Source organism: Caryophanon tenue (genome assembly GCF_001700315.1).
In the GTDB taxonomy this organism is placed as follows: domain Bacteria; phylum Bacillota; class Bacilli; order Bacillales_A; family Planococcaceae; genus Caryophanon; species Caryophanon tenue.
Window position 1 is genome coordinate 1 of sequence record NZ_MASJ01000040.1, and the last position, 22,920, is coordinate 22,920.

Here is a 22,920-nt window from a genome sequence, read left to right on the forward strand (position 1 = left end):
GGACAACTTCTACTTTAGGTACGATGCAGATTTATGTCTCGCTCCGCATAGGGCGAGTGGATTGAATGATTGCAACGACTCGCTTTCACGTTCTTTTCGCTTTATCGTATTTACACGGCAATACACAGCCCATTTAGAAGGAGACAAATATGATAAAAGCTATATTATTTGATTTAGATGGTACGTTATTAGATCGAGATACTTCGTTGTCACTTTTTATTGAGGCGCAATATGAACGGCTACGAGAGATACTAGGGCATATTCCGAAAGAACATTATAGTGCACGTTTTATTGAATTGGATAATCACGGATACGTGTGGAAAGATAAAGTATACGCGCAGCTAGTAGCGGAGTTTCACATTTCTTCTACTACACCAGAAGCGCTCCTGGAAGATTATATCGCAAATTTTCAGCACCATTGTGTAGCCTTTCCACATATGCACGATATGCTAGACGAGCTAAAACGTCATCATATTGTGCTCGGGATGATTACAAATGGTTACGGACAGTTTCAAATGGACAATATTAAAGCGCTTGGCATTGAAGCATATTTTGATGTCATTTTAGTATCGGAATGGGAAGGTATGAAAAAGCCTGACCCGAACATCTTTAAGAAAGCATTACAGTTGTTACAGGTCATGCCTTCAGAAAGTCTCTTTATTGGCGACCATCCTGAAAATGATATAGCAGCAGCTCAAGCAGTCGGCATGAAGGCTATTTGGAAACAAAATGAGCAGTGGACCGATGTGAAAGCAGATGCAGTGATAGCTGATTACGAAGAACTTGTTCGACTATTAGCGCAGTTCGATACATATACATACTGAGCGATTTTACGCTGTGTGAAGGTCCAATGTGACCGTCACACAGCTTTTTTTTCAGAAGTAAATAGTTGACGTGAGCATGTTTTCGTACTCAATGATGCATGCATCGATATATTTCTGGAACGGTATGTATTTGTTTGAATCGGTAGTGCGTAAAAAACTGTTACAATAGAAGAAAAAACAGGTGAAGCTTATGTACCCAGTTCATTTATATACGATTGCCGATGCAGCATCGACGCAAAATCAAGAGCTGCTCGTTCATTATTTACGCTATAAACAGATTCGTTTGCGCCCCGTTGAAGTTACGCATGTCGCAAGCTTACTCCAACAATTACAGCAATTTTCACTAGAGGCACGAGACGTGCGTGATGTGTATGTCGGTTTTCAAATCGAACAAATCGGCAAAGAGTTCGATTTGCTGCGTATTAGCGAGGAGCATGTTGTAAACATTGAGTTAAAGTCGATTCATACGGGTGATAAAATGCGGCAACAGCTCTTAAAAAATCGCTATTACTTAACGTTTTTAAAGCGTCCTGTCTATTATTTTACGTATGTGTATGAAGAAGGATTGTGCTATGAGTTACAAGGAGAGGAGCTAGTGGTTGTCGAGCCGTCACGTATTGTATCACTGCTCCAACAACAACTCGATATTTACCGAGGTGATGTGCATGCATTGTTTGATGTGTCGAATTATTTAATTTCGCCGCTGTATCATCCCGATGCTTTTTTAGCAGGGCAATATTTTTTAAACTCCCAGCAAAGTCAGTTTAAAGCAAAAATACTTGCTGTATTAACCGGCAATGAACAATGTGTCGCATTAACAGGTGCAGCTGGAACGGGGAAAACGTTATTACTGTATGATATTGTACGCACGCTTCAACAGCAGCAACAGCGCGTTGTTATGATTCATAGTGCGCCGCTTCATGAAGGACATGCATATTTAAATGCATCGGGCTTTTTTATTTTTCATATAGCCGCGTGGCGTCAGTACATCGAGGCGCATCCACAGTGGCATATTGATGTCGATGTCATGGTTGTCGATGAAGCACAGCGGTTAGATGCGGACGTAGTTGATCATATGCTGGCACTGTTTCAGCAAGCAGAATTGTCGAGTATTTTTTCATATGACCCAGAGCAGCAGCTATTTGCACCACAAGAGCATGCCGCTATCACGCAACAACTTGCCGAACATGTGACCGCGAGCTATGAACTGACGACGAAATTACGTGCGCATAAAGAATTAACAGCGTTTATTCAAAACTTTTTTGATACTGGTAAACGGGCGGTACTACCATCTTTTTCGCGCATTACAGTGGAATTTTTTACGACGGATGAAGCACTCGCTGCCTACATTGATACATTAGCACCACAGTGGCATATTTTTTCAGCAGCGACACATTTTCAATATGACATCGTGACGAGCCAAGAATTTGACGATGTGGTGGTGATTGTAGATGAACGATTTTTTTATGAGCGTGGGCAATTACGTGTCACCGGAGCAGATGAGGCGGCTGTTCGTCAACTTCTTTATCGCCAGTTAACACGCGCAAGAAAACGCATTACGCTAATTATTGTGCGCAATGAAGCGGTACTCACACAAGCATTAGCCATTTTACATGTCTAATACCACCCACTGCATTTTCTTGCAGTGGGTTTTAATGTCAATATTAATGTCAACAAAGCAGTCTATTTACCTAAGTACCAACAAAAGATATTTCAGAACAATCAAAATAATAGTTGCAAAATACGTTATAATGTATAATAATACAAATTATCTAATTAATATTCTGTGAGGTGTACAATATGTTCATTGAGTTATGCGACCAACCTGAAACGATTATTCATATTATTCACGAGGCATTTGACCGCTATAAAGAAGACCCGATTCCATCGAGCGCATTATATGAAACAGCAGCGACAATTACAACCGAAATCGAGCAAGGTGTCCGCATGTTTGGTGGACATATTGATGGTGAGCACGTAGCAGTTGTGAAAGTAACAGAGCAAGAAGATGCCCTTTATTTTGCCCGCTTATCGGTATTGCCGACTGTGCAAGGAAAAGGCTATGCTAAAAAAATGGTGCAATTCATTGAGGCGCTCGCAATAGCAGAAGGCAAGCAGGCAGTGACATGTCGTGTGCGTAAAACCGAAGTTGGCAATATTCAGCTCTATACAAAACTTGGCTATGCGATTATTTTAGAGGAATACACAAAAAATAAGCAGGAACAGGGCATGGTTGTTGTGACGATGCGTAAGCCGCTACATGCGCCTGCTCATGAGCACGTTAACAGCAAAAATTCGCCATCTTTTGTACAATAACAGAAGAGGTGAATACGATGCGATGTGGCACAAAATGTTTTTCGGTAACGTATGAAGTAGATGGCCGTGAGCAAACGACATTTATTCATACACGTACACCGGCTGAAGCACGAAAACAGTTGCGACTGGACACAAATGGCGAAGGCAAAATTATTACGCTGCGCCAACAAAAGCCGCCAGTAAAGATTGCTGAGTAAATGTTGCGGTACATGTCATAACGATATGTATACTAGTCCGTTACCGAGCGATTATCGGTAGCGGGCTATTTTGATGTTTCGTTATGCAGTAGTTGGTGGTTAATTTATGCTAGCTAAAGTCTTAAATTTCTCTATTTTCAGAATATTATTGCAATGAACGTGTCGGTATTTTAGAATAAGGAGCATCGTATAAAGGAAGTGGAGGTTTGTTTTACATGAATATGTTACAAAAAATCGGTAAGTTTGCAGGCAATACATTTGCACTGTGGGTGTTAGTAGCGGCAGGGCTTGCGATTTGGATGCCAGATTCATTTACGTGGATTGGCGGATATATCACGATTTTACTTGGTATCGTTATGTTTGGGATGGGGATGACGTTAAAGGTAAAAGACTTTAAATTAATTCTGCAGCATCCAAAAGGTGTAATCATTGGGATTGTGTCGCAGTTCGTTATTATGCCTCTTTTAGCGTTTGGCTTAGCGAAAGCATTTAATTTACCGCCGGAAATTGCGGTAGGGGTTATTTTAGTTGGTTGTTGCCCAGGTGGTACATCATCGAACGTAATGACATTCCTTGCAAAAGGAAATACAGCGTTATCAGTAACAATTACCTCATTTACAACGTTACTTGCGCCGTTTATGACACCTGCACTTATTTATGTACTCGCAAGCGAATGGTTACCGGTATCCTTTATGGACATGTTTATGTCTGTTGTCAAAGTGGTGTTAATTCCAATTATTTTAGGGATTATTGCACAATTAGTGTTCAAGCCAGTTGTTGAAAAAGGTATTGATATTTTACCGGTTATTTCAGTAATTGCGATTGTCATGATTGTAGCGGGTGTTGTAAGTGGTAGCCGAGATAAAATTTTAGAAACGGGCTTACTTATTTTCGCAGTGGTAATTTTACATAATGGTTTAGGTTATTTAATTGGCTTCCTTGTCGCTAAAATGTTCAAGCTGAAATTTGAGGACCAAAAAGCGGTGTCGATTGAAGTTGGCATGCAAAACTCAGGTCTTGGTGCACAGCTCGCTGTGGCACACTTTGACCCTGTAACAGCTGTACCGAGTGCTATCTTTAGCTTCTGGCACAATATTTCCGGTCCGATTTTAGCAACATTCTGGGGGTCACGAGCAACGAAACATAAGAGCTAGCATCAAAAGAAATATCCTTCAGCCACGACAATAGCTGAAGGATATTTTTCTGCATTTGGTGCTACGTTACATAGCGGACGCAGAGTCTCAAGCTTCTGCGGTACCTCGTCGCAAAAATATTGTTTGTTCTGCTGAAGTCGTTACCTGTGTCGGAACACACTAACACATCTTTACCATCTCCATATACGCATTTTTATCAGAAATGGGGTTCTGTTTGTTGTATTAAGACAATTGCAGACGGTATAAATGTACGCGTTTTGCCGAGCTCCTAATATTGAGTTCTTCGCGGTATTTTGCAACAGTGCGGCGTGAAATTTGAATGCCTTCTTGTTGAAGGGTTTCCGTTAACATTTGGTCGGATAACGGCGCTTCGTGACTTTCTGCCGCAATTAATTGTTCAATGCGTTGTTTAACATACATGACCGAGTCAATTTTGCCAGTTTGGTTGATTAAGCCTTTCACAAAAAGTGAGCGCAGCGCATATGTGCCGTGTGGTGTTTTCATATATTTATGGCGAATGGCACGACTAATTGTGGACTCGTGTAATGACAAGTGTTCAGCGACATCCTTTAAACGTACCGGTGTCAGCGCCTGAAGTCCTTTTTCTAAAAAGGCTGTTTGCTGTTCAACGAAGTAATTCGCTAAACGATATAACGTCCGGTCACGCTGTTCAATGCCTTGTGTTAGGAGCATCACTTGCTTTAAGCATGTAGCATAATACGCTTCGTGCTCAGCATCGCCTTTTAGCATCGCGACATATTCTTCATTTAATTGAATGGTTGGGCGTAGTGCATGTTGAATTTGAATCACCCATGTGTCGTCAATGTATTCGACAACGACTTCAGGAATAATATACCCTTCGTCCACAGCTTGTTGTTGCTGTGATGGTGACGGCCGTAATGAGCGAATATATTGCACAATTTGCTGCGTTTCCTGTAAAGAAATACGGTAACGTTTGCTTAACGCTTGTAACGATAAATTCGCAATCTCATCTAAATGATGCTCAACAAATGTAGCCGCAAGTGGTGGGGCATACAAATCTTGGTCAATTTGAATGAGTAAATATTCGGTTGCGTTGCGCGCGCCGACACCGACTGGCTCAAACGACTGCAATAAATAAAGTAAGTCGAGTACATGTGCCTCTGTTACTTCGAAACGTTCGGCAACTTCATGTGTACAGACATCTAAAAAATACGCGTCATTTAAGTTATAAATTAAATATTTTAAAATGCGTCTATCCTGTGCATGTAAATTAGCATGAAGCGGAATTTGCTCGATTAGCGCATCAAGCGACGAAGATTTCGCAGCAATCGTTTGCTCGATAACGGCAGTACGGTCTGTGAATGAACCGTCGCGCTGTACACGCGAAGACATTGTTGCGAGTGCTAGCGTTTGTTGTAGCTCATCAATGGAAGGCGCAGTGACATCAAGCAATGGATTTTCAGCAGCTTTATCATATAAAAACTGTTCGAGTTCTCGGTCTGACAGTTGGAGTACTTCTAAATGTTGCAATTGCTCAGTTGTTAGTGTCTGTTGCAGTTGCTGTGACATGTGTAACTCAAAGTTCATAAAAAATCCCCCTTATCGATACATTTTCTGTATTATTTCTATTTTATGCTTCTTTAAGCAGGATTTCTAGTTTTATTTGTAAGCGGTTACGAAATAAGGTCGAAAGCGTCACAGTTTGAACGACATATTTTTGGCACGTTTGCTACGCCATGTCGCGAATGAAAAACTTTCTCCTCACGTTGTTATGTGCGATTCGTTACATGAAGCGGTAACGTGATGACTAGCGTAAATTGAAACTACTCATGAGTAATGGTAAGTGTGCCACCAAGTTTTTCAGTAAGTAGGGCAACAATCGCAAGCCCAAGTCCCACACTTTCTTTGCGCGTTGTATCGCCCGTTTGAAAGCGTTCGAGTAGACGCTCTGGCTGTGGATGTGCTTCGAGTGTTGTTGTATTGCAAAATGTAAACATTGCACGATCTGTATGTTGATCAATTGTCAGGTGTAAAGCATCATCTGCATATTTTAGCGCATTGCGTAGCACATTTTGAAAAATGCGTAACAGTAATGTCGCATCACTGTGGACAATAATGGTATTGTCGGGCATTTCAACAGCAATTTGTTGTTGCTCAAACGCTACATAATAGCCCGCGACAACGTCTTGTAATAAGGCAGTTGCATTCACCGGTATATTGTCAACAAGCTGATGTTGCGTCACTAAGTATGAGTACTCAAAGAACACTTCTAATAATTCTTCTAAGCGTTGCACATGACGTGCAGAGACCATCAGTTGCTGATATTGCAGTGCACTAAGCGACGAGTTTTCGAGTAGTTGTTGTTAGAGAACGATGCATTAGTTGCACATCGAGTGGGCGCTGGCTGTTTTCTTCAATGCGCTGTTGTAACTTGTTCCGCACAAGGTGTATTTCGCGCGTTAAAAATAGGAGATATATACAAAGTAGGCTTATGACTACGGCAAAAATATATAGTATATTGGTTCAGTCCTTTCACGTAGATATTCCCCACCTAAATAGTAAATAGGTGGGGAAGTGACTTTTACTGAATATCACGTTTTCTAAAGTATAAACAAGCAAGAGCGGTTATCGCAATAATATATAGGAAGCTTGTCACAGTAGCGGCAAGCAACGTGTCATTCGTCGTTGCGACACCGATTAAAATAAAGTCAGAAGCAAATGGCGTAATACGCAGCATGTCTGCAATAGTAGCAAGATGTTCTTTATAAAGTGAAATTTGTCCACTCGTCATCGAAATAACATAAAATAAAGGAATGACAAGTGACGCTTTTTTAAACATAAATGCAAATAATACCGTTGTCGATAACTGCGCAATATATACAAGTGCAATAACTGCAAGTAATAAAAGTGCGTGCGTCGTGCTAATTGCTGGGTGCTCTTGCAGCATAAGCATTATCCCGGCAAGCTGTGTATTCGCATTCACATCAAGGTTGAACAGTATCGTTATCACACCGCCAATAAAGTATGGACTAATGACAAGCGTAAATAACAGGCAATACGCCACCATTTTACTGATGACAATGTGTATACGTGAAAAGCCGCTCGTAATTAAATGATGCATATTACGGGACTCAAATTCAGCGCTCACAAGGTGAATGGCAAGTACCGCCCCGATTAATGTCATCATATTCATATCGCTCGCTAAAAAAATAATATTTGTTAAGTCTTGGTTAATCGTGCCATTCTCCACAAGATACATACCACCAAATAAAATAAAGCTAAATACGGTCGTCATCGTCAGTAAAATTTTAATCGTTGTGGAATGTAGCACACGGTAAATATCTGCTTGAATGAGGTTAAGCATGCGCCTCGCCTCCAATCAGTGATAAGAAATAGTTTTCAAGTGTGTCACCTTCAAGACTAAAATGTGTGACGCGTATACCATGTTGCACAAGTGTCGTTAAAATATCTGCGAGTTGCTCTGTGCCTTCAAATAAACGCAGTTGCCCATTCGGTAAAATCGTATAGTCTGTAAACTGAAAGTGCTGTTCTAAAATCGTGACTGCTTGTGCAGGGTTTTCACAGCCAATCATAATATACTGCTTACACGCCTGTTCCAGCTCAAGCAGCGTCAGCTCCTTCAATAATTTTCCTTCATGAATAAAAACGTAATCGGTCGCCGTTTGGTAAAGCTCCGGCAAGTTATGGCTCGATAGTAAAATCGTCATGTCATGCTCTGTTGATAAGCGTTTAAACAATTGACGAATCGCGACAACGCCTTTTGGGTCAAGCCCGTTAATCGGCTCATCTAATACGAGCAGTTCCGGTTTCGAAAGTAGTGCAATCGCAATGCCAAGGCGCTGTTTCATACCGAGTGAAAACTCCTTCGTTTTTTTATTAGCAGCATGTGTTAACTCAACAAGCGCTAACACTTCATCGGTGCGCGTCTTACTCGGAATCCCTTTTAGCTTGCGGTAATACTCCAAGCTTTGTTTTGCGGTCATTTGTAAAAAGAACGCAGGCGCTTCAATCATCATACCGATGCGTTTTAATGCATCCCGCCCATTAAATAATGTAATCGTGCCACTTGTTGGCGGGCTTAATTGCAACATGCATTTCATGAGCGTCGTTTTCCCAGCACCGTTCATGCCGATTAAGCCGTAAATTTTACCCTTCTCTAACTGTAATGAAATATTATCGAGCACGTTCATCTCCTTATACGTCTTCGTTAACTGCTCGATTTGAACAACTATTTGTGTATGTGTCATACGATAATTCCTTTCGTATAGTTCATATAAGTACAGTATAAAACGCCAACGTAAAGATAACGTAAAGATGGGGCAAGATAGGGGCAGTAACGTAATCTAGTATAGAAGAGTAGCATATAGTGAATTTTTTTAGCAAGTACAAGAACACTTATTAACACAATGGCCGGCAAAGGTCGTGGTGTCAAAGCAAACTGGACGACGATTGCACATGCATAGTATGGAGTTGTTTCTTGTCTACGAGGGTATTTTATATATAGTCGTTCGATATGTTAGATAATACTACAAGATGTTGCTATTTTCATTTTTACTTCATTTTTGTTTTGTATAATGGTGAGCATATATGTTTAGAAAGAGAGTTTATATGTATGCGTATATTAGTTGTAGATGATGATGAAACACTTTGTGGAAATGTTGCTAAAATTTTAAGTTTTGATTACCACGCGGTGGATACAGCATGTAGTGGTACAGAGGCTATTGATTTGATCGAATATTACGCGTATGATTTACTCGTTTTAGATTGGATGATGCCAGGTGTTTCAGGAGTTGATGTTTGTAAGTATGTAAGGCAACGTCGTTATGATGGGGGCATTTTGATGTTAACAGCAAAGGATGCGAATGAAGATATTGTCGCAGGGCTGGATGCGGGTGCAGATGATTATTTAGTGAAACCGTTTGAGATGGCGGTTTTACGTGCGCGTGTACGTGCTTTATTAGGGATCTTTATTTACTTTGTGTATAAGAAAACATTTAATGGTGTTGTCTATTCACATTCATTCAATATTTCATTAATGATTATGTCATTAGCAACAGCACTTGTCATTATGGGGATTAGCCAAAATGTATTGTTATCACTAGGGATGGTAGGGGCATTATCGATCGTTCGTTTCCGTACACCGATTAAAGACCCAATGGATTTAATTTTCTTATTTTGGTCAGTTGTCGTCGGCATTTTATGCGGTGCAGGCTTTATTCCATTAGCTGTAATGGGTTCGATCATCATTGGTTTAACCATCATTGTTTTCCAACATAAAATTGTTGTAGATACACCGTATTTAGTTGTCGTTCGCTTCGATATAGAAGAAACAAATTTAGCAATCGAACAGCTGTTAAATAATGCGGCGAAACGCTATTTATTAAAATCAAAATCAGCGATGAGCGATATCGAAATGGAAGTAACCTATGAGGTCCGTTTAAAAGGCAATGATGCAGCGCTTGTTTCGCAATTATTAAAATTACAAGGTGTGTCATCTGCAATTATGCTAAGCTATGACGGAAACTTTACGGCATAATGCAGTATAACTAAACGTGTTCACTTCAAGTGAAAGGGGATGGGACAACCTCTCTTTCTGATGAAAAATGAATGACTTGAGATGATAAACATGTGCTGGTGTGTTCCGACACAAGCGGCGATTTCAGCAGGAAAAGCAATGTTTTTTGCGACGAGTAATCGCATGAGCTTTTAAAAAAGGAATATGTGCCTTGCCACATGTCAATGCTTGTGAAACGTGCTCGTTATGTGGAGTAGCACTCGAAGTAGGAAAAATCCCCTTCAGCAGTTGTTGTTGCTGAAGGGGATTTTTTTGTCCTAATCTCTTTCGTTGTATTAAGACGATATAAATGCACGCGCTTTGCCGAGCGCACAATATTGAGTTCTTCGCGGTATTTTGCAGCAGTGCGGCGTGAAATTTGAATGCCTTCTTGTTGAAGGGTTTCTGTTAACATTTTGGCGGATAACGGCGCTTCGTGACTTTCTGCCGCAATTAATGGCTCAATGCGTTGTTTAACATACATGGCCGAGTCAATTTTGCCGGTTTGGTTGACTAAGCCTTTCACAAAAAGTGAGCGCATATGTGCCGTGTGGTGTTTTCATATATTTATGGCGAATGGCACGGCGAGTTGTTGAATCGTGCTGTACCAGCGTTTGTTAGAAGTTACATAAAAAGTTGTCTAACATACTGACACAAATAAACCCACGAAACGCTGTTGTAGAGCGCTTTGTGGGTTTTGGCGAGGTACCCAAATTTCCATTCATTTGGGAACGTTTTTTAGTTGATTTTGTATCCTTTATAAATGCTATTTACACCAAAGCACCTCAATTATTCTTTAATTTCATAAACTAAAATATCAAATAATTTTTCATCAGTATAAAGCAAAATTGCCCATTCTCCTGACTTTGGTATTTTAACGTTAGAAGGTATATGTGCATCAGCTCCATTATTTGCGCTACCTAGCTCCGTAGTCCAATCATCTGGTAAAATTTGGTGGATAGTTTCGGTTTCTTTATGAAAACCAACAACCGTTAACTTTGTATTTTGAGTATTTTCAATTCCCCAAAGGTGCCACATCCACTTTTGCCCGTTTAAACTTGGCATATTTGCACCAATGACACCTGATTTATTTTCATTTCCCATAATTCCTTTATCACCAAATACCACAGCTTTTCTTTCCCAATTGATTGTATCAACATCACTTTCTCGAACAAAATTAGGAATATCATTAGGTAAAACTATCTTACTATCACCTCCTTGTTTTGATGTGCAACCTACAACAAAAATAAACATACTTAATAAAATTAATAGCATCGTTTTTCTATTTATAAAACCACCACCTTTAATATTTATTGATTCGTTATTTGTCTTTAAAAACCTTTAAGAAAAAGTTATCAAAGCGCTGTTTAGTCACTTTTTCAGCACAGAAATACACGTTTAACGCTTGAAAACGGAGGTTATCTTATAGACACGTATCAATCAAACATGTATCTCATTTAACGTAAAGGGCTATTATGACGATCTGAGCGCTTTTATTAAGCGATGATTCCGAATAATCTTTAACAGCAGATGACCAAAAAGCAATAGTGTTTACGAACTCATGAAAGGAAATGGCCCATTACAGAGCGTATGTTGAACCAGCTGCAGTGAGAACATATAAATAAGATACTACAAAAAAATAGACTGACTCCATTTGGAATCAGCCTATTCGTATGCATGTCACTATTATGAGAAGCGAACTATTATTGCCAATAAGCTTGTGCTAGCTTTTGTCCTTGCTCGATTTTTGCCCACTGTTCAGCCTCAGTTAACTCATTTCCTCCATCACAAGAAGCAAAGCCACATTGGTGTGAAATAAATAATCGATCCTTGTCAATAATTGAAGAAGCTTCATCGAGCATTTTTAAAATACGTTCTTCATCGTCTAATGTATTGGTTTTCGAAGATAGCAAGCCTAACACAATTTCAACGTGTGGCTTATCCTTAAATACAGCTAAAGCTTCAATAGAGCCTGCACGGTCGTCATCCCATTCAAGGAAGAAGCGATCATAGTTTAATTGTTTTAAAAATAGGTTGGCGATTTTAACGTAAGAGCCGCCACCCATATTACGCGAATCGTAGTTACCACGGCAGTTATGCGTCCACATTTTTAAGCCTAAACGATGCCCAACCGCAATAACGCGATTGTTAATATCAATAAACTCCGTCGCTAACGTTTGTACCTCGTCTTGATTGATTTCTTCGCCTGTAAACGGTGAGTTCGGGTTATCATCTGCAAATAGTTGCCATAAGCAATCGTCAAATTGTAAAATCTCGCCACCAGCTGCTGCAAACTCCTCTACAAATTCTGTATAAGCTTGTGTTAAAGCGTTCTTCAAATCCGATTTCGTTTTATAAATTGCTTCGGGTCCGAAATTATGAGAGAAGGTTAATTCCCCTAAAATATGTGATGGGGAAGGAATACATAGCTTTGTTTGATGCTCGCCAGCACTCGCTTGTAATTTTTTATAGACATCAATGAACGGATGATTTTTTCCACTAATTTCATCACTAATACGTAAGCCGATATCTTTACGCGTTTCATAATGTGAATTGCCGTCAAAGTCTCTAAAGAAATAACCATGGTCTGCAATATAACGTTCAAAACCTTTCAAGCCCCACACGAAATCTAAATGCCATAACGACTTTGAATACTCGCCATCTGTTACGACTGTAATATTTTGTTCGATTTCTTTTTGAACGATGTTTTGAATCGATGCGAACTCGGTTTGCTCATACCCTTCAAAATCGTTATAGAATGGATATGTAATATCATCACGCTGTTCAATTTGATTTTTATATACTAATAATTCTTTGGGTCTTAATAAACTGCCTACAATTTGAAATTTTTCACACATATTTTTTTCCTCCTCGATGGATGCACTTGTTGAAGTGTTTTCATCATATCATCGAGCATATTCAAAGGTGTAACACGTAAAAAGTATGTGACGGTATAGTTAAAAGCTATAGCTTATACAAAAATTCATGGTAATTTATAATAGCTCTGATTGGATTGTTTCTTTTAAATAATCGATATAGACCGAGGCAAGTTTACTCGGTGTAAGATGTTTATGGATAATATATCCAACAGTCATCGTTTCATTTACGTCGAGAGGGATAGAACGAATATTTTGATTCAGTTCTTGACTAATTACACCGGTAGAAATGGTATAACCATTTAAACCAATTAGTAGATTGAATAGCGTTGCACGATCGCTAACTTTAATGTTTTTAGGGCGTGAATGGGTGCTTAAAATCTCTTCTGAAAAATAAAAGGAATTATATTCACCTTGCTCGAACGATAAATATGGATAAAGGTTTAAGTCATCTAACAGGACAGATTTTTTATGTGCTAAAGGATGCTTAGAATGAATAAATACATGTGGCTTCGCTTCAAATAATGGGTGGAATACTAAATTGGCTTCCCTTAAAAACTTTTGAATGACTTGTTCATTAAAATCGTTGATATATAAAATGCCTAGTTCACTTTGTAGATTTTTGACGTTTTCGATAATTTCATACGTTTTTGTTTCGCGTAAGGAAAACTCATATTCCTCTTGATGATATTCTTTAAATAAGCGCACAAATGCACTTACTACAAAGGCATAATGCTGTGAAGACACTGAAAAATGCTGCTGAGAAGGTTGAACGGTTGCATAGCGTGTTTCAAGAAGTTCAGCCTGTTCTACTACTTGTCGAGCGTAACCTAAAAACTCAGTACCTTCTGGTGTGATAGAAATGCCTTTACTTGTGCGGATAAAAATTTGAATGCCAATCTCTTGCTCAAGCTCTTTTAATGCGTTAGACAGGCTCGGCTGACTTATAAATAGAATTTGTGCAGCCTTACTAATAGAACGGTTTCTAGCTACTTCAATGACATATTTTAATTGTTGTAAAGTCATAAAAACACTCTTTTCTTAATAGTGATGAATAGAATAGATTCTTCAATTACTATATAGAATAACCGAGGAAGAGCTATCGAAACGGAATTTCGATAGCTCCACCAGGGTAAGTCTCGTCTAGTTGAAATTGATTATGAAATCGCAAATGGGTATACTGCGACGTAGTCTCTTATTTTTGCGTTTTTTCTAGCGACGCATGTATTACACAAGCGGTTGAATGACGTGTTGTAAATACGTAATTTCTTCGTCGCTCACTTCATGCGCCCCGTCTAATAATTGTAGTGTTGTGTGTGGGAAGTGCGCGCGTAGCTGCTTTTCTAGTGCTAAAACTTGTCCAGCCGGTGCAAGCGTATCGCGCGCGCCTGTTGTTATGAAAATATGTGCATCACTACCAGTAGAAAACGTATAGTGTAAATTCGATGGATGCATTAAAATAACGCGCGCTGCAATCGCGGGTGCTTTTTCTAATAACCCAAGAATAAAGTTTGCGCCGTTTGAATAGCCGATAAATGTAATCGGTCCGTTATGTGGTGGCATTTCTGCCCACTGCGCTAAAAAGGCATCGACACGCTTGTTGAAATCAGCGCGTTGCAATTGTCCGGTTTGAAGCGGCGCAAAAAAGCGACGTGACGCGTGGCTGTCAACGTCTCCGATAAATGATAAAATGTGTGCATGTGGATTGATGTCTCCTGCTATTTGCAGCAGGCTATATTCATTGCCACCGGTTCCGTGAAAGAGCACAAATAATTCATTGTTTGTGCCATCTATGCTAAAATAGTCCATACATTTATCTCTCCAATCTTAGTAAGAAAGTGTACGATGACAAATCCAATTATTCACCATGTTTCGGTCATTAACCGAGATAGTAAAGTTTCATTTGACTTTTATCATAAAGTACTTGGCTTAGATTTTCTATTAAAAACAGTTAACCAAGACGATATGGACATGTATCACCTCTTTTTCGGGGATACAACAGGACGACCAGGCACAGAGTTTAGCGTTTTTGAAATGAAGAGCGGTGCGAAAAAATCGTTCGGTACGAATTCATTAGAGCGTACAGTTTTTGCTGTACCATCAGAGGCATCACTGTCATTTTGGGAAGCACGTTTACAAGCATATGATGTATTTAATTGTGAAATTGAAGACTATTACGGCACAAAAATATTACGCTTTGAAGACCAAGATGGTGTACAGCTTGGTTTAACGCCGATTAAAACAACAGACGATGAACGTTTCCCGCATGTGACGGCGGACATCCCAGAGGAGCATGCGATTATCGGGATTGATTCGATGCATTGCCGTGTTCGTTATGCGCAGGCGTCTGCCTGTTCATTTGAAAAGCTATTTGGCTTACACGTTGTGGAGTCATTTGACGAAAATGGCATGACCGTTACGGTGCTAACAAAAGAAAATGCGCTATTTAATCAGCAAATTCATCTCTATGAAGACCGTGATCGTCCGTTAGAGCAAATGGGGGTCGGTGCGGTACAGCATATCGCGCTAAATGCCAAAACATATAGCGAGTTGCTTGAAATTGAAGAGGGCGTATTAGAGAAAAATTTCCGCTATTCAGGCATTAAAAATCGTGAGTTTTTCCAATCACTTTATTACCGCGAGCCGAACAATTTATTAATTGAAGTCGCGACAGAACAAACAAATTTTGAAAAAGTGAAATATGATACAACAGATTTCGATACGATTCCATTGTATTTACCACCATTTTTAGAACAGCGCCGTAGCTTTATTGAAAGTCGCTTGCGCTAAAAACATAAAGAGGCATAGTAGAAATCACGAATTGATTTCTACTATGCCTCTTTTTAGTTACAACAATTAACACGGCGCAATTGAAGGTTTTGTATAGTGTGGAAAAGCGTGAAAAGCAAGCCAAACAGGTATATCAATTGGACATGGCTGAAACACAAATTTTTTTCGCGGCCCTTGAAAGCTATATGTATACCAATTTGTCGGCACCAGCTGCTGCAATCGGTGTGTCGCAGGAAACGCACATACACGAGAAACATTGCTCACAAATAACACTCCTTTTCCAAAGTATATATTTTTGAAAAAAGTAGCTTGAGCATGTGCTCAAACTACTTTTTATGGCGCGAAGTTCTTTGCTATTGAAAGAAGCCATTACCCCACAATGCAATTACATTGTTGTGAAGAAGCTAGCCGCGCGGAAATCCGCACCAATTACTACTAAAATGCCTAAAGCACCAATTAAAAGATTTTTCATAAGGTTATTTTTGCTCATTTTAAACACTCCTTTTTTCCTAATAAACATACTTGAAAGATATTAACAACATTATATAGTATATGTTAAAATAAATTATACTTTTTTCTTATATGATAATTTTGTTCAGGAGGTGCTTAAATGAGTTATAATATAGGTCAAGTTTTTAGGAAAATGCGAAAAAGTAGAGGATATACGCTCAAACAAGTAAGTGAGGACATTGTTTCGACGTCTTGTTTAAGTAAATTTGAAAAAGGTGAGACAGATATTTCTCTTAGGTCTTTTTTATCGCTAGCTGATCGTTTAAATATGGACGTGGGTGAAATTATTTTTAAATCACGTGAATCGAGCGGCGATTTCAATATGTTTTTAAACGAAGTTTCAGATTTTTACATACAACAGAATGCCGAACGACTAAAGGAAATCCGTTTAGAGCAATTAGCGTTATTTGAAGAAACAAAAAGTCCGTACTACAAACTAAATGCGTTAATTTTATTATCGCTTTTACAAGATTTAGATCCAGATATGCCAGTAGAAGAAGCTGATAAAGAATATATTGCTAGTGCGCTATTAAATATTAATACGTGGTCTAATTATGAAATTTATTTATTTGGTAACACGTTAAACTTATTAACGTTCCACACGATCGAATTAATTTGTAAAGAAATTAATAAGCTGGTGTCTGCGCAACAAGCAAGTTCGGCGCTTCAAAAAAACATTGTGAATTTATTTTTAAATGTCATTGTCATTTTCATTAATGGTGACGATAATGCTCGCGCTAAAAATTTAATTGACATTGTAAAGCAATATCTCGGTCCGTATTACTTTTTCGAAAAAACGCGCATTATGTTTTTAGAAGGAGTAGCCGAACATAAAAGTGGACGTGAAAATGGTCTGCAATTAATTGAAGATAGCTTGACAGTCATGCGGATTTTAGAACCTAATATATGTAAAAACTATGAAGTTTTTTTAGAGCGTTTACATATGCCGATTACATAATGAAATACATACCCCCGCAACGCTACAGTCTAGCATGGCGGGGGTTTTAATGATTGCTGTTTAAATAGAAGGAAAAAACGTAATGCCACTAGAAATGTAAAAAGCATATCGAGTAGGAGTCATGTAAGCCCTTAATCCTCGTCCGCTTCGTGTCTACGTTCGCTAGAGGATGTATCTTTTGTATGCTCTTTATGTTTTTCGTCTTTTACTTCATCATTTAGCTCTTCAACTGGAAGTGGGTCGACCGTCTGCATATCTTCGTGTAAATCAAACAGGCTCGCATTGTCTGAGTCCACTAAGTCTGGTTTATCGCGTGCTGGTGTCAGTGCATCGTGTTGACGTAATTCTTCACGGTCAATATATTTGCGGTCGTTTAGTTGTTGCTCTTCTTTTTGAAGTGGCTGTTCCACTTCTTTTTTATGGGGCATTAACGGATTTTCCTCGGTTTCGTTATAGCGTTTTGGGTCATCCTCTTGTGGTCGTTTATAATTTGTCATCGTTGTTCGCTCCTTTATTGATAAATTAGCATTCTGCTGTAACTATTCCCATTGTTTATACGTATATAAACTAGCTCAAAAGTTTGAGCATGTGTAACGAAGCTTGTCGCCGCAACGGTTTAGCGCATGTAGCCTACAGTTGAAAATAGGTGTTACGTCCTAGCGGCAACAAAACATTTCCACATGATACAATGAGAAAGATGAGGGGGAGCTAAAAGGATGCAATCAATGAAGCCGTTATGGCAACTACTACGAAAAAGTAATATTCCGAAAAATTTAGTGATGATTGTGCTTGCACTGAGCGTGATTGAAACGATAGCTGCGCTTGCGATTCCGCTGCTGACGATGAATATGATTAATGGTTTTGCAAACGTCGGTTTTTCATGGTCGATGATTGGTATTGTCGCCGCGGTATTAATTGTGCAGGCATTTTTAAGTGGTTTTGCGTATTATACAATGCGGAAATTGGGTGAGCGCATTGTCGCAAACTTACGTAAATATGTGTGGCGACATGTGCTCGCATTACGTGTGCCATATTTTGATGGGCATGAATCGGGTGAGACGATGAGCCGTATTACGCAAGATACAAGCGTTGTCAAAGAATTAGTAACGGACCAATTTGTTAGCTTTATTTCGGGCATTTTCTCGATTGTCGGAGCGGTCATCATTTTACTGTGGATTGACTGGAAGATGACACTACTGATGTTAATCGCGGTACCGCTGGCGATTTTTGCGACATTGCCGCTTGGACAACGTATGCATAAAATTGCGCTAGCCAATCAAGATGAGCTAGCGCAGTTTAGTGGACATCTTGGGCGTGTGCTTGCCAACATTCGCTTAGTGAAATCCGCACAAAGTGAGCATATGGAAAATGAGCGTGGTGTAAAGCGCATTGAAGGGTTGTATCGTTTCGGGTTACAGGAAGCGAAAGTCATGGCGATATTATCACCGATTATGACGCTCATTATGATGATTGTGCTCATTCTCTTATTTGGCTACGGTGGTGCACAAGTGGCATCGGGCGCCATTTCAGCTGGCGCGCTCGTTGCGATTATGATTTATTTAGTCCAAATTATTATTCCGTTCACACAAATGGCAACATTCTTCACGGCACTACAAAAGGCATTAGGTGCGACGGAACGTATTCAGCAAATGCTTGTACAGCCAGTTGAGCCAAAAGGGGACATGGCTGTTCCAGTAACCGCACAGCCATTACAGTTCCGCGATGTACATTTTCAGTACGGGGATACGCCTATTTTACGTGGGATGAACTTTACAATTCAGCCGTTCCAAACGACCGCCTTTGTGAGTAGTAGTGGCGGTGGCAAAACGACGATGTTTTCACTTATTGAGCGTTTTTACGATGCGACGAGCGGTGAAATTACATACGGAGACCATGATATTCGTCGCTATAAGCTGAGTGAGTGGCGTGCGTTGTTTGGTTATGTGACACAGGACGCGCCGCTGATGAATGGGTCGATTCGCGATAATGTGCGCTACGGCAAATCAGAAGCAACGGATGAAGAAGTCCGTGAAGCGTTACGCCTAGCATATGCGACTGACTTTGTCGAACAGCTAGAACATGGCATTGACACTGAAGTAGGTGAAGGCGGTATTAAATTGTCGGGTGGGCAAAAGCAACGTATTGCGATTGCGCGTGCGATTTTACGTAATCCGCATATCTTACTGCTCGATGAAGCGACATCGAATTTAGATAATGAATCGGAGCGTGAAGTACAGCTCGCCCTCCAGCAATTAATGAAGGAACGTACAACCATCGTCATTGCGCACCGTCTATCGACGATTACGCAAGCGGACCAAATTTTTATGTTCGAGCACGGACAATTGTCAGGTGCAGGTACGCATGAAGAACTTCTCGCTACGCACACGTACTATCAGCAACTTTGGCGAAAAGGAACGTTATAGCAAGAAGAAAGCCGTGCAATAGAGATTAGACAAAACAAAACCCCATTCGACCGTGTTCAAGTCGAATGGGGTTTTTTCTCTTACGTAGCTCTACGTTGACGCAATGGCTCGTACACCGTATACAAAATCCCGCCAAAAATAAGGGCAATGCCTACGAGTTGCCACATATCTGGTCGGAATGCCAACAGTGCGACATCGAGTAAAATTGCAACGAGCGGGTCAACGAAGACGAGCACTGACACAATAATCGTAGAAAGGCTACGAATACTATCAAAAAATAAATAATATACAAAGCCAGTATGTAAAAAGCCTGTGCCTAAAATAAAGAGCCAGTTTGTTGTTGTGAGCCCTTCAAAGGCCCTGAAATCACAAAATGGCAATAACATTACGATCCCGACAAGCGTTTGTAATACTGTTAAGGCATAGGATGACAGCTGATGAATAGTTTTACTCATTAGCATAGTGAGCGCATAAAAAATGGCTGATAATAGGGCAGGCACAAAACCGGACGTTAAAACGGCATCGATACTGCCTAACTGGTGAATACCGGCAATAAAGATACTGCCGAGGAAACAGCTAGCCGTTGCAATCACTGCGCCAACAGACAAGCGCTCACGTAAAAACACAGCACCAAAGAGTAATACAAAAATCGGGGCAATATTATAAATGGAAATCGCTACTGTAATGGACATTTCTTCAAATGCTTTAAATAAAAACACCCAGTTGAGCACTAAAAACACACCACATAACAGCGCGCGCAGTACTTCCTTTTTGGTGAATATCTCTGATTGATATTGTTTCGTCAGTAGCCAAAGTGCGCCTAAAAAGATGGTCGCACAAATACACCGCGCAAATACAAGCTCGACAGCATCGACGCCTGTATGTGCAGTGAAAAAGCCAATGGAGCCGAAAATCGTCATTGAAATCGTGAGCTTCAGCATGGCTCCGTAGTTCATATGAAAAAACCTCCTGTGAAAAAGCCGTCTATTGTTGACGGCTCTTCGTACTTAATGGGACTGCGCTATATGTTCGAGTGCGTGAATGGCAACCGCACATTCGTACACACGGGTGATGCCTTCGTGTTGCACGAAGCGTTGCAACCCTTCGATACCGAGTAAAAATTGTTCAAGGGCAATCCGCATCGGGAATGACTCATTCGTCTGTGCATGTGTAGCAAACGGAATACGCAGTGCGTAGTGCAATACTTTTTGACGCTTTTGGGTCACGATTTGAAGTGGTTTAATGACAACGCCTTGCTTCGTTGCGTGATGCGTCGCTAACCAATTTTCAACATCTTGTACATCATCGGATGATGAGAAGAAATACGCATCGGGCGCAGTAAAGTAACGGCTATTTGTTGCTAAAAACTGTGCCATATCGATGTGCCATGTATGAGGCTTATCAATATGCACATGTCCGCTGTGGGCTAAAATATGCACGATGGTCATGCGTAGTGGCATTTCTTCATGTATATATGCATCAATGACGACAAAGTCTGTTTGAAAATTCGTGAAATACTGTTTAGCAACAAGTTCCGCATGCAATTGTTGAATAGCATCGTCCGCTTGCAGTACTTCACCGCTTCGCTTTGTCAGAAAGCCGAGTGTTTCCTCGTAAACGATATGCTTGGCGATATGCGTATCTTTTGCCAAAAACAGTGTCACGCGTCGCTTCGTTTCATACGGAATAGCAACAAATGATGACACGCCGTGCTTTTCATAATACCGTAGTGCATCGCTAATTGTCGCATGCTTGTCTGGATGTCTCGGTGGCTCGCAAACATGCGGTGCGACAAATAATTGCTTTGTTGGTGCGTGGCGCAATTGTTCATGTGCATGAAACATTGCTGTGCCATCAACCGGTGCAATCGGTGCAAGTGTATTCGTAATGGTGCGCGTGTCATGAAAATACGCATCGTCTGCAAGCGTTCGTCGTGCCTCTTTTGCCTCGATAATTGGATTATCATCTGTCCCGGCATAATTTTTATATGCCGCAACACACACTGTCGTTTTTTCCGGTAAGCAAAAGGCGGTTAACTGTCCGCCAAACACAACACCTTGGTCAATATTGACGGTGTTTTGTGCGTAAAAAGGTTGTAGTTTCGGCTCATGTCCCCAAATAATAAGCGGGAGCGTTGCATGCTGTTCATACCACGCACCGCGAATCGGCTTTCCGCGTTCATCTTCCCCTTGAACATCGCCGTAACGGCAAAAATCCGCAATGCGCTTTGACTGTTTACCGATAAAGCGATCATAAATGCCTGCGTGAGTCACAACCGCTACCGGTAGACCGGATTGTTCCACTATATAATGAGACGGCGCGTCGTGAAGCATCAGCGCAAGCTGTTGCTTTAGCGCAGCAGTTTGTTTCGCGCCGTGCTGCTGTTCATAGCGCACAAATTCCGCTTCCACGCATTCATCGCCGTGATGTAGTTTCACCGCATTCCCTGAAAGCCAGCGCGCAATTTTATAGCCATGATTACTGTCGGTCATATACGCAAGCCCGGCTTCAATATGCTTATGCCAAAATTGCATCGTACGAATGGAGTGCGGGCCACGGCTCATAATATCGCCAACGGACACAAGTTTGCGTCCTTTCGGGTGTGTGTATAAGCCGTCGTGCTGTTGATAGCCCAGCTTTGTAATGAGTGCAATGAATTCGTCATAGCAGCCGTGAATATCGCCAATGATATCAAGCCCGTTGCCAAGTGCAATACGGTTGCGCGGAGGTTCAATCGTTATATGCAATGTGTCATCTGTTAATACATGTACCGCACCGAAGCCTTCTTTTGCAAGTAACGGTCGCTGTAATTGTAGCTGCTCCCATTGTGCGGACAGTCGTGCTTTGCCACGCGGGATAGCGCGTGTAGCATCGCGTTCATATAATGTTTGAAGCGGTACGTCAAAGTAGAGCGCTTCAATTGGCACATGAAACCGCTTTGCAATCGCTATGATTTTTTTGCGGTGTTGTGCGTGTAAATGGGTCGCATCAACAATCGTTGTTTCGTTTAACGATGCGCGTGTTTCAATAAGTGTATGCATTAGGCGAAATGCGGCGTGTGAAATTTGATGATAGCGTTCCGCTTGAATATGAGCATGATCCGGCGCAACAAGTGTTTGTTCAGCTGTTGTACCAGCAACGAGTAGTCGGCAAGCATCGGCACTGACAATGTGAGCTGCAGTTAGCTCGTGCTGCTCGAGCAGTGCTTGTAGCCGCGTCGTTTTACCGCTGCTCGATGTGCCAACGCATACTAAAATCGTCCCCTGCTTGAGCGAAATCTTCATATACGCTCCTCCTTTATGCGATGCGTTTTGT

At 40.7% G+C, this 22,920-nt stretch carries 21 protein-coding genes; 9 read left to right on the forward strand and 12 right to left on the reverse strand.

What is annotated here, in order from left to right:
* Positions 1 to 149 precede the first annotated feature (149 nt).
* The 5 genes from A6M13_RS14885 to A6M13_RS14905 all read left to right on the forward strand — a co-directional run bounded on the left by A6M13_RS14885 (position 150) and on the right by A6M13_RS14905 (position 4,491).
* A complete protein-coding gene (locus A6M13_RS14885; RefSeq protein WP_066548294.1) occupies positions 150 to 824 on the forward strand; it encodes an HAD family hydrolase in 675 nt (224 codons plus the stop codon).
* 190 nt (positions 825 to 1,014) lie between these two features.
* Positions 1,015 to 2,445, forward strand: coding sequence for a DNA/RNA helicase domain-containing protein (locus A6M13_RS14890; RefSeq protein WP_066548296.1), 1,431 nt, complete (start codon positions 1,015 to 1,017; stop codon positions 2,443 to 2,445).
* Between the two features lie 179 nt (positions 2,446 to 2,624).
* Positions 2,625 to 3,140: a GNAT family N-acetyltransferase gene (locus A6M13_RS14895; protein ID WP_066548297.1), complete on the forward strand. Its 516-nt coding sequence runs from the start codon at positions 2,625 to 2,627 to the stop codon at positions 3,138 to 3,140.
* A 17-nt stretch (positions 3,141 to 3,157) separates the two neighbouring features.
* Positions 3,158 to 3,337, forward strand: coding sequence for a hypothetical protein (locus A6M13_RS14900; protein ID WP_066548298.1), 180 nt, complete (start codon positions 3,158 to 3,160; stop codon positions 3,335 to 3,337).
* 215 nt (positions 3,338 to 3,552) lie between these two features.
* A complete protein-coding gene (locus tag A6M13_RS14905) occupies positions 3,553 to 4,491 on the forward strand; it encodes a bile acid:sodium symporter family protein (protein WP_066548301.1) in 939 nt (312 codons plus the stop codon).
* A gap of 222 nt (positions 4,492 to 4,713) precedes the next feature.
* Here A6M13_RS14905 and rpoN read toward each other — a convergent pair whose 3' ends face one another.
* From rpoN to A6M13_RS14925, 4 genes are all read right to left on the reverse strand, one after another.
* The gene (gene rpoN, locus A6M13_RS14910; protein ID WP_066548305.1) at positions 4,714 to 6,060 is read right to left on the reverse strand and encodes an RNA polymerase factor sigma-54; all 1,347 of its coding nucleotides are present in this window, start codon (positions 6,058 to 6,060) and stop codon (positions 4,714 to 4,716) included.
* Between the two features lie 236 nt (positions 6,061 to 6,296).
* On the reverse strand, positions 6,297 to 6,767 hold the full coding sequence (locus A6M13_RS14915) for a sensor histidine kinase (RefSeq protein ID WP_169817457.1): 471 nt from the start codon (positions 6,765 to 6,767) through the stop codon (positions 6,297 to 6,299).
* 287 nt (positions 6,768 to 7,054) lie between these two features.
* Positions 7,055 to 7,837, reverse strand: coding sequence for an ABC transporter permease (locus A6M13_RS14920; protein WP_066548309.1), 783 nt, complete (start codon positions 7,835 to 7,837; stop codon positions 7,055 to 7,057).
* The gene (locus tag A6M13_RS14925; protein ID WP_066548314.1) at positions 7,830 to 8,741 is read right to left on the reverse strand and encodes an ATP-binding cassette domain-containing protein; all 912 of its coding nucleotides are present in this window, start codon (positions 8,739 to 8,741) and stop codon (positions 7,830 to 7,832) included. The genes A6M13_RS14920 and A6M13_RS14925 overlap by 8 nt, the downstream gene beginning before the upstream one ends.
* A gap of 365 nt (positions 8,742 to 9,106) precedes the next feature.
* On the opposite strand from A6M13_RS14925, the gene A6M13_RS16395 reads away from it, so the two are divergent.
* Positions 9,107 to 10,030 carry a response regulator gene (locus A6M13_RS16395; protein ID WP_083998403.1) on the forward strand — a complete coding sequence of 308 codons (924 nt, stop codon included), beginning with the start codon at positions 9,107 to 9,109 and terminating at the stop codon, positions 10,028 to 10,030.
* Between the two features lie 223 nt (positions 10,031 to 10,253).
* On the opposite strand, the gene A6M13_RS14935 is transcribed toward A6M13_RS16395, so the two are convergent.
* The 5 genes from A6M13_RS14935 to A6M13_RS14955 form a co-directional block, all read right to left on the reverse strand.
* Positions 10,254 to 10,574 (reverse strand): RNA polymerase factor sigma-54, encoded by a 321-nt coding sequence (locus A6M13_RS14935; protein ID WP_169817458.1) that lies wholly within the window; start codon positions 10,572 to 10,574, stop codon positions 10,254 to 10,256.
* 263 nt (positions 10,575 to 10,837) lie between these two features.
* Positions 10,838 to 11,323, reverse strand: coding sequence for a hypothetical protein (locus A6M13_RS14940; RefSeq protein ID WP_066548321.1), 486 nt, complete (start codon positions 11,321 to 11,323; stop codon positions 10,838 to 10,840).
* Positions 11,324 to 11,751: 428 nt separating this feature from the next.
* The gene (locus tag A6M13_RS14945; protein WP_066548328.1) at positions 11,752 to 12,906 is read right to left on the reverse strand and encodes a cobalamin-independent methionine synthase II family protein; all 1,155 of its coding nucleotides are present in this window, start codon (positions 12,904 to 12,906) and stop codon (positions 11,752 to 11,754) included.
* Between the two features lie 135 nt (positions 12,907 to 13,041).
* On the reverse strand, positions 13,042 to 13,950 hold the full coding sequence (locus A6M13_RS14950) for a LysR family transcriptional regulator (protein ID WP_066548330.1): 909 nt from the start codon (positions 13,948 to 13,950) through the stop codon (positions 13,042 to 13,044).
* Between the two features lie 201 nt (positions 13,951 to 14,151).
* On the reverse strand, positions 14,152 to 14,733 hold the full coding sequence (locus tag A6M13_RS14955; protein ID WP_066548334.1) for an alpha/beta hydrolase: 582 nt from the start codon (positions 14,731 to 14,733) through the stop codon (positions 14,152 to 14,154).
* 36 nt (positions 14,734 to 14,769) lie between these two features.
* Here A6M13_RS14955 and A6M13_RS14960 point away from each other — a divergent pair, with 36 nt between their 5' ends.
* Positions 14,770 to 15,714, forward strand: coding sequence for a VOC family protein (locus A6M13_RS14960; protein ID WP_066548340.1), 945 nt, complete (start codon positions 14,770 to 14,772; stop codon positions 15,712 to 15,714).
* Positions 15,715 to 16,324: 610 nt separating this feature from the next.
* Positions 16,325 to 17,182 (forward strand): helix-turn-helix domain-containing protein, encoded by an 858-nt coding sequence (locus A6M13_RS14970; protein WP_066548347.1) that lies wholly within the window; start codon positions 16,325 to 16,327, stop codon positions 17,180 to 17,182.
* 131 nt (positions 17,183 to 17,313) lie between these two features.
* Here A6M13_RS14970 and A6M13_RS14975 read toward each other — a convergent pair whose 3' ends face one another.
* A complete protein-coding gene (locus tag A6M13_RS14975; RefSeq protein WP_342669479.1) occupies positions 17,314 to 17,679 on the reverse strand; it encodes a hypothetical protein in 366 nt (121 codons plus the stop codon).
* A 219-nt stretch (positions 17,680 to 17,898) separates the two neighbouring features.
* Between A6M13_RS14975 and A6M13_RS14980 the strand changes: the two genes are divergently transcribed.
* Complete coding sequence (locus tag A6M13_RS14980; protein ID WP_066548349.1) at positions 17,899 to 19,605, forward strand: ABC transporter ATP-binding protein; 1,707 nt, start codon at positions 17,899 to 17,901, stop codon at positions 19,603 to 19,605.
* Positions 19,606 to 19,685: 80 nt separating this feature from the next.
* On the opposite strand, the gene A6M13_RS14985 is transcribed toward A6M13_RS14980, so the two are convergent.
* Both A6M13_RS14985 and A6M13_RS14990 read right to left on the reverse strand, forming a co-directional pair.
* Positions 19,686 to 20,561, reverse strand: coding sequence for a DMT family transporter (locus A6M13_RS14985; protein WP_066548351.1), 876 nt, complete (start codon positions 20,559 to 20,561; stop codon positions 19,686 to 19,688).
* Positions 20,562 to 20,612: 51 nt separating this feature from the next.
* Positions 20,613 to 22,889, reverse strand: a complete 2,277-nt coding sequence (locus tag A6M13_RS14990; protein ID WP_066548352.1) for an AAA family ATPase — start codon at positions 22,887 to 22,889, stop codon at positions 20,613 to 20,615.
* Between the last annotated feature and the right edge of the window lie 31 nt (positions 22,890 to 22,920).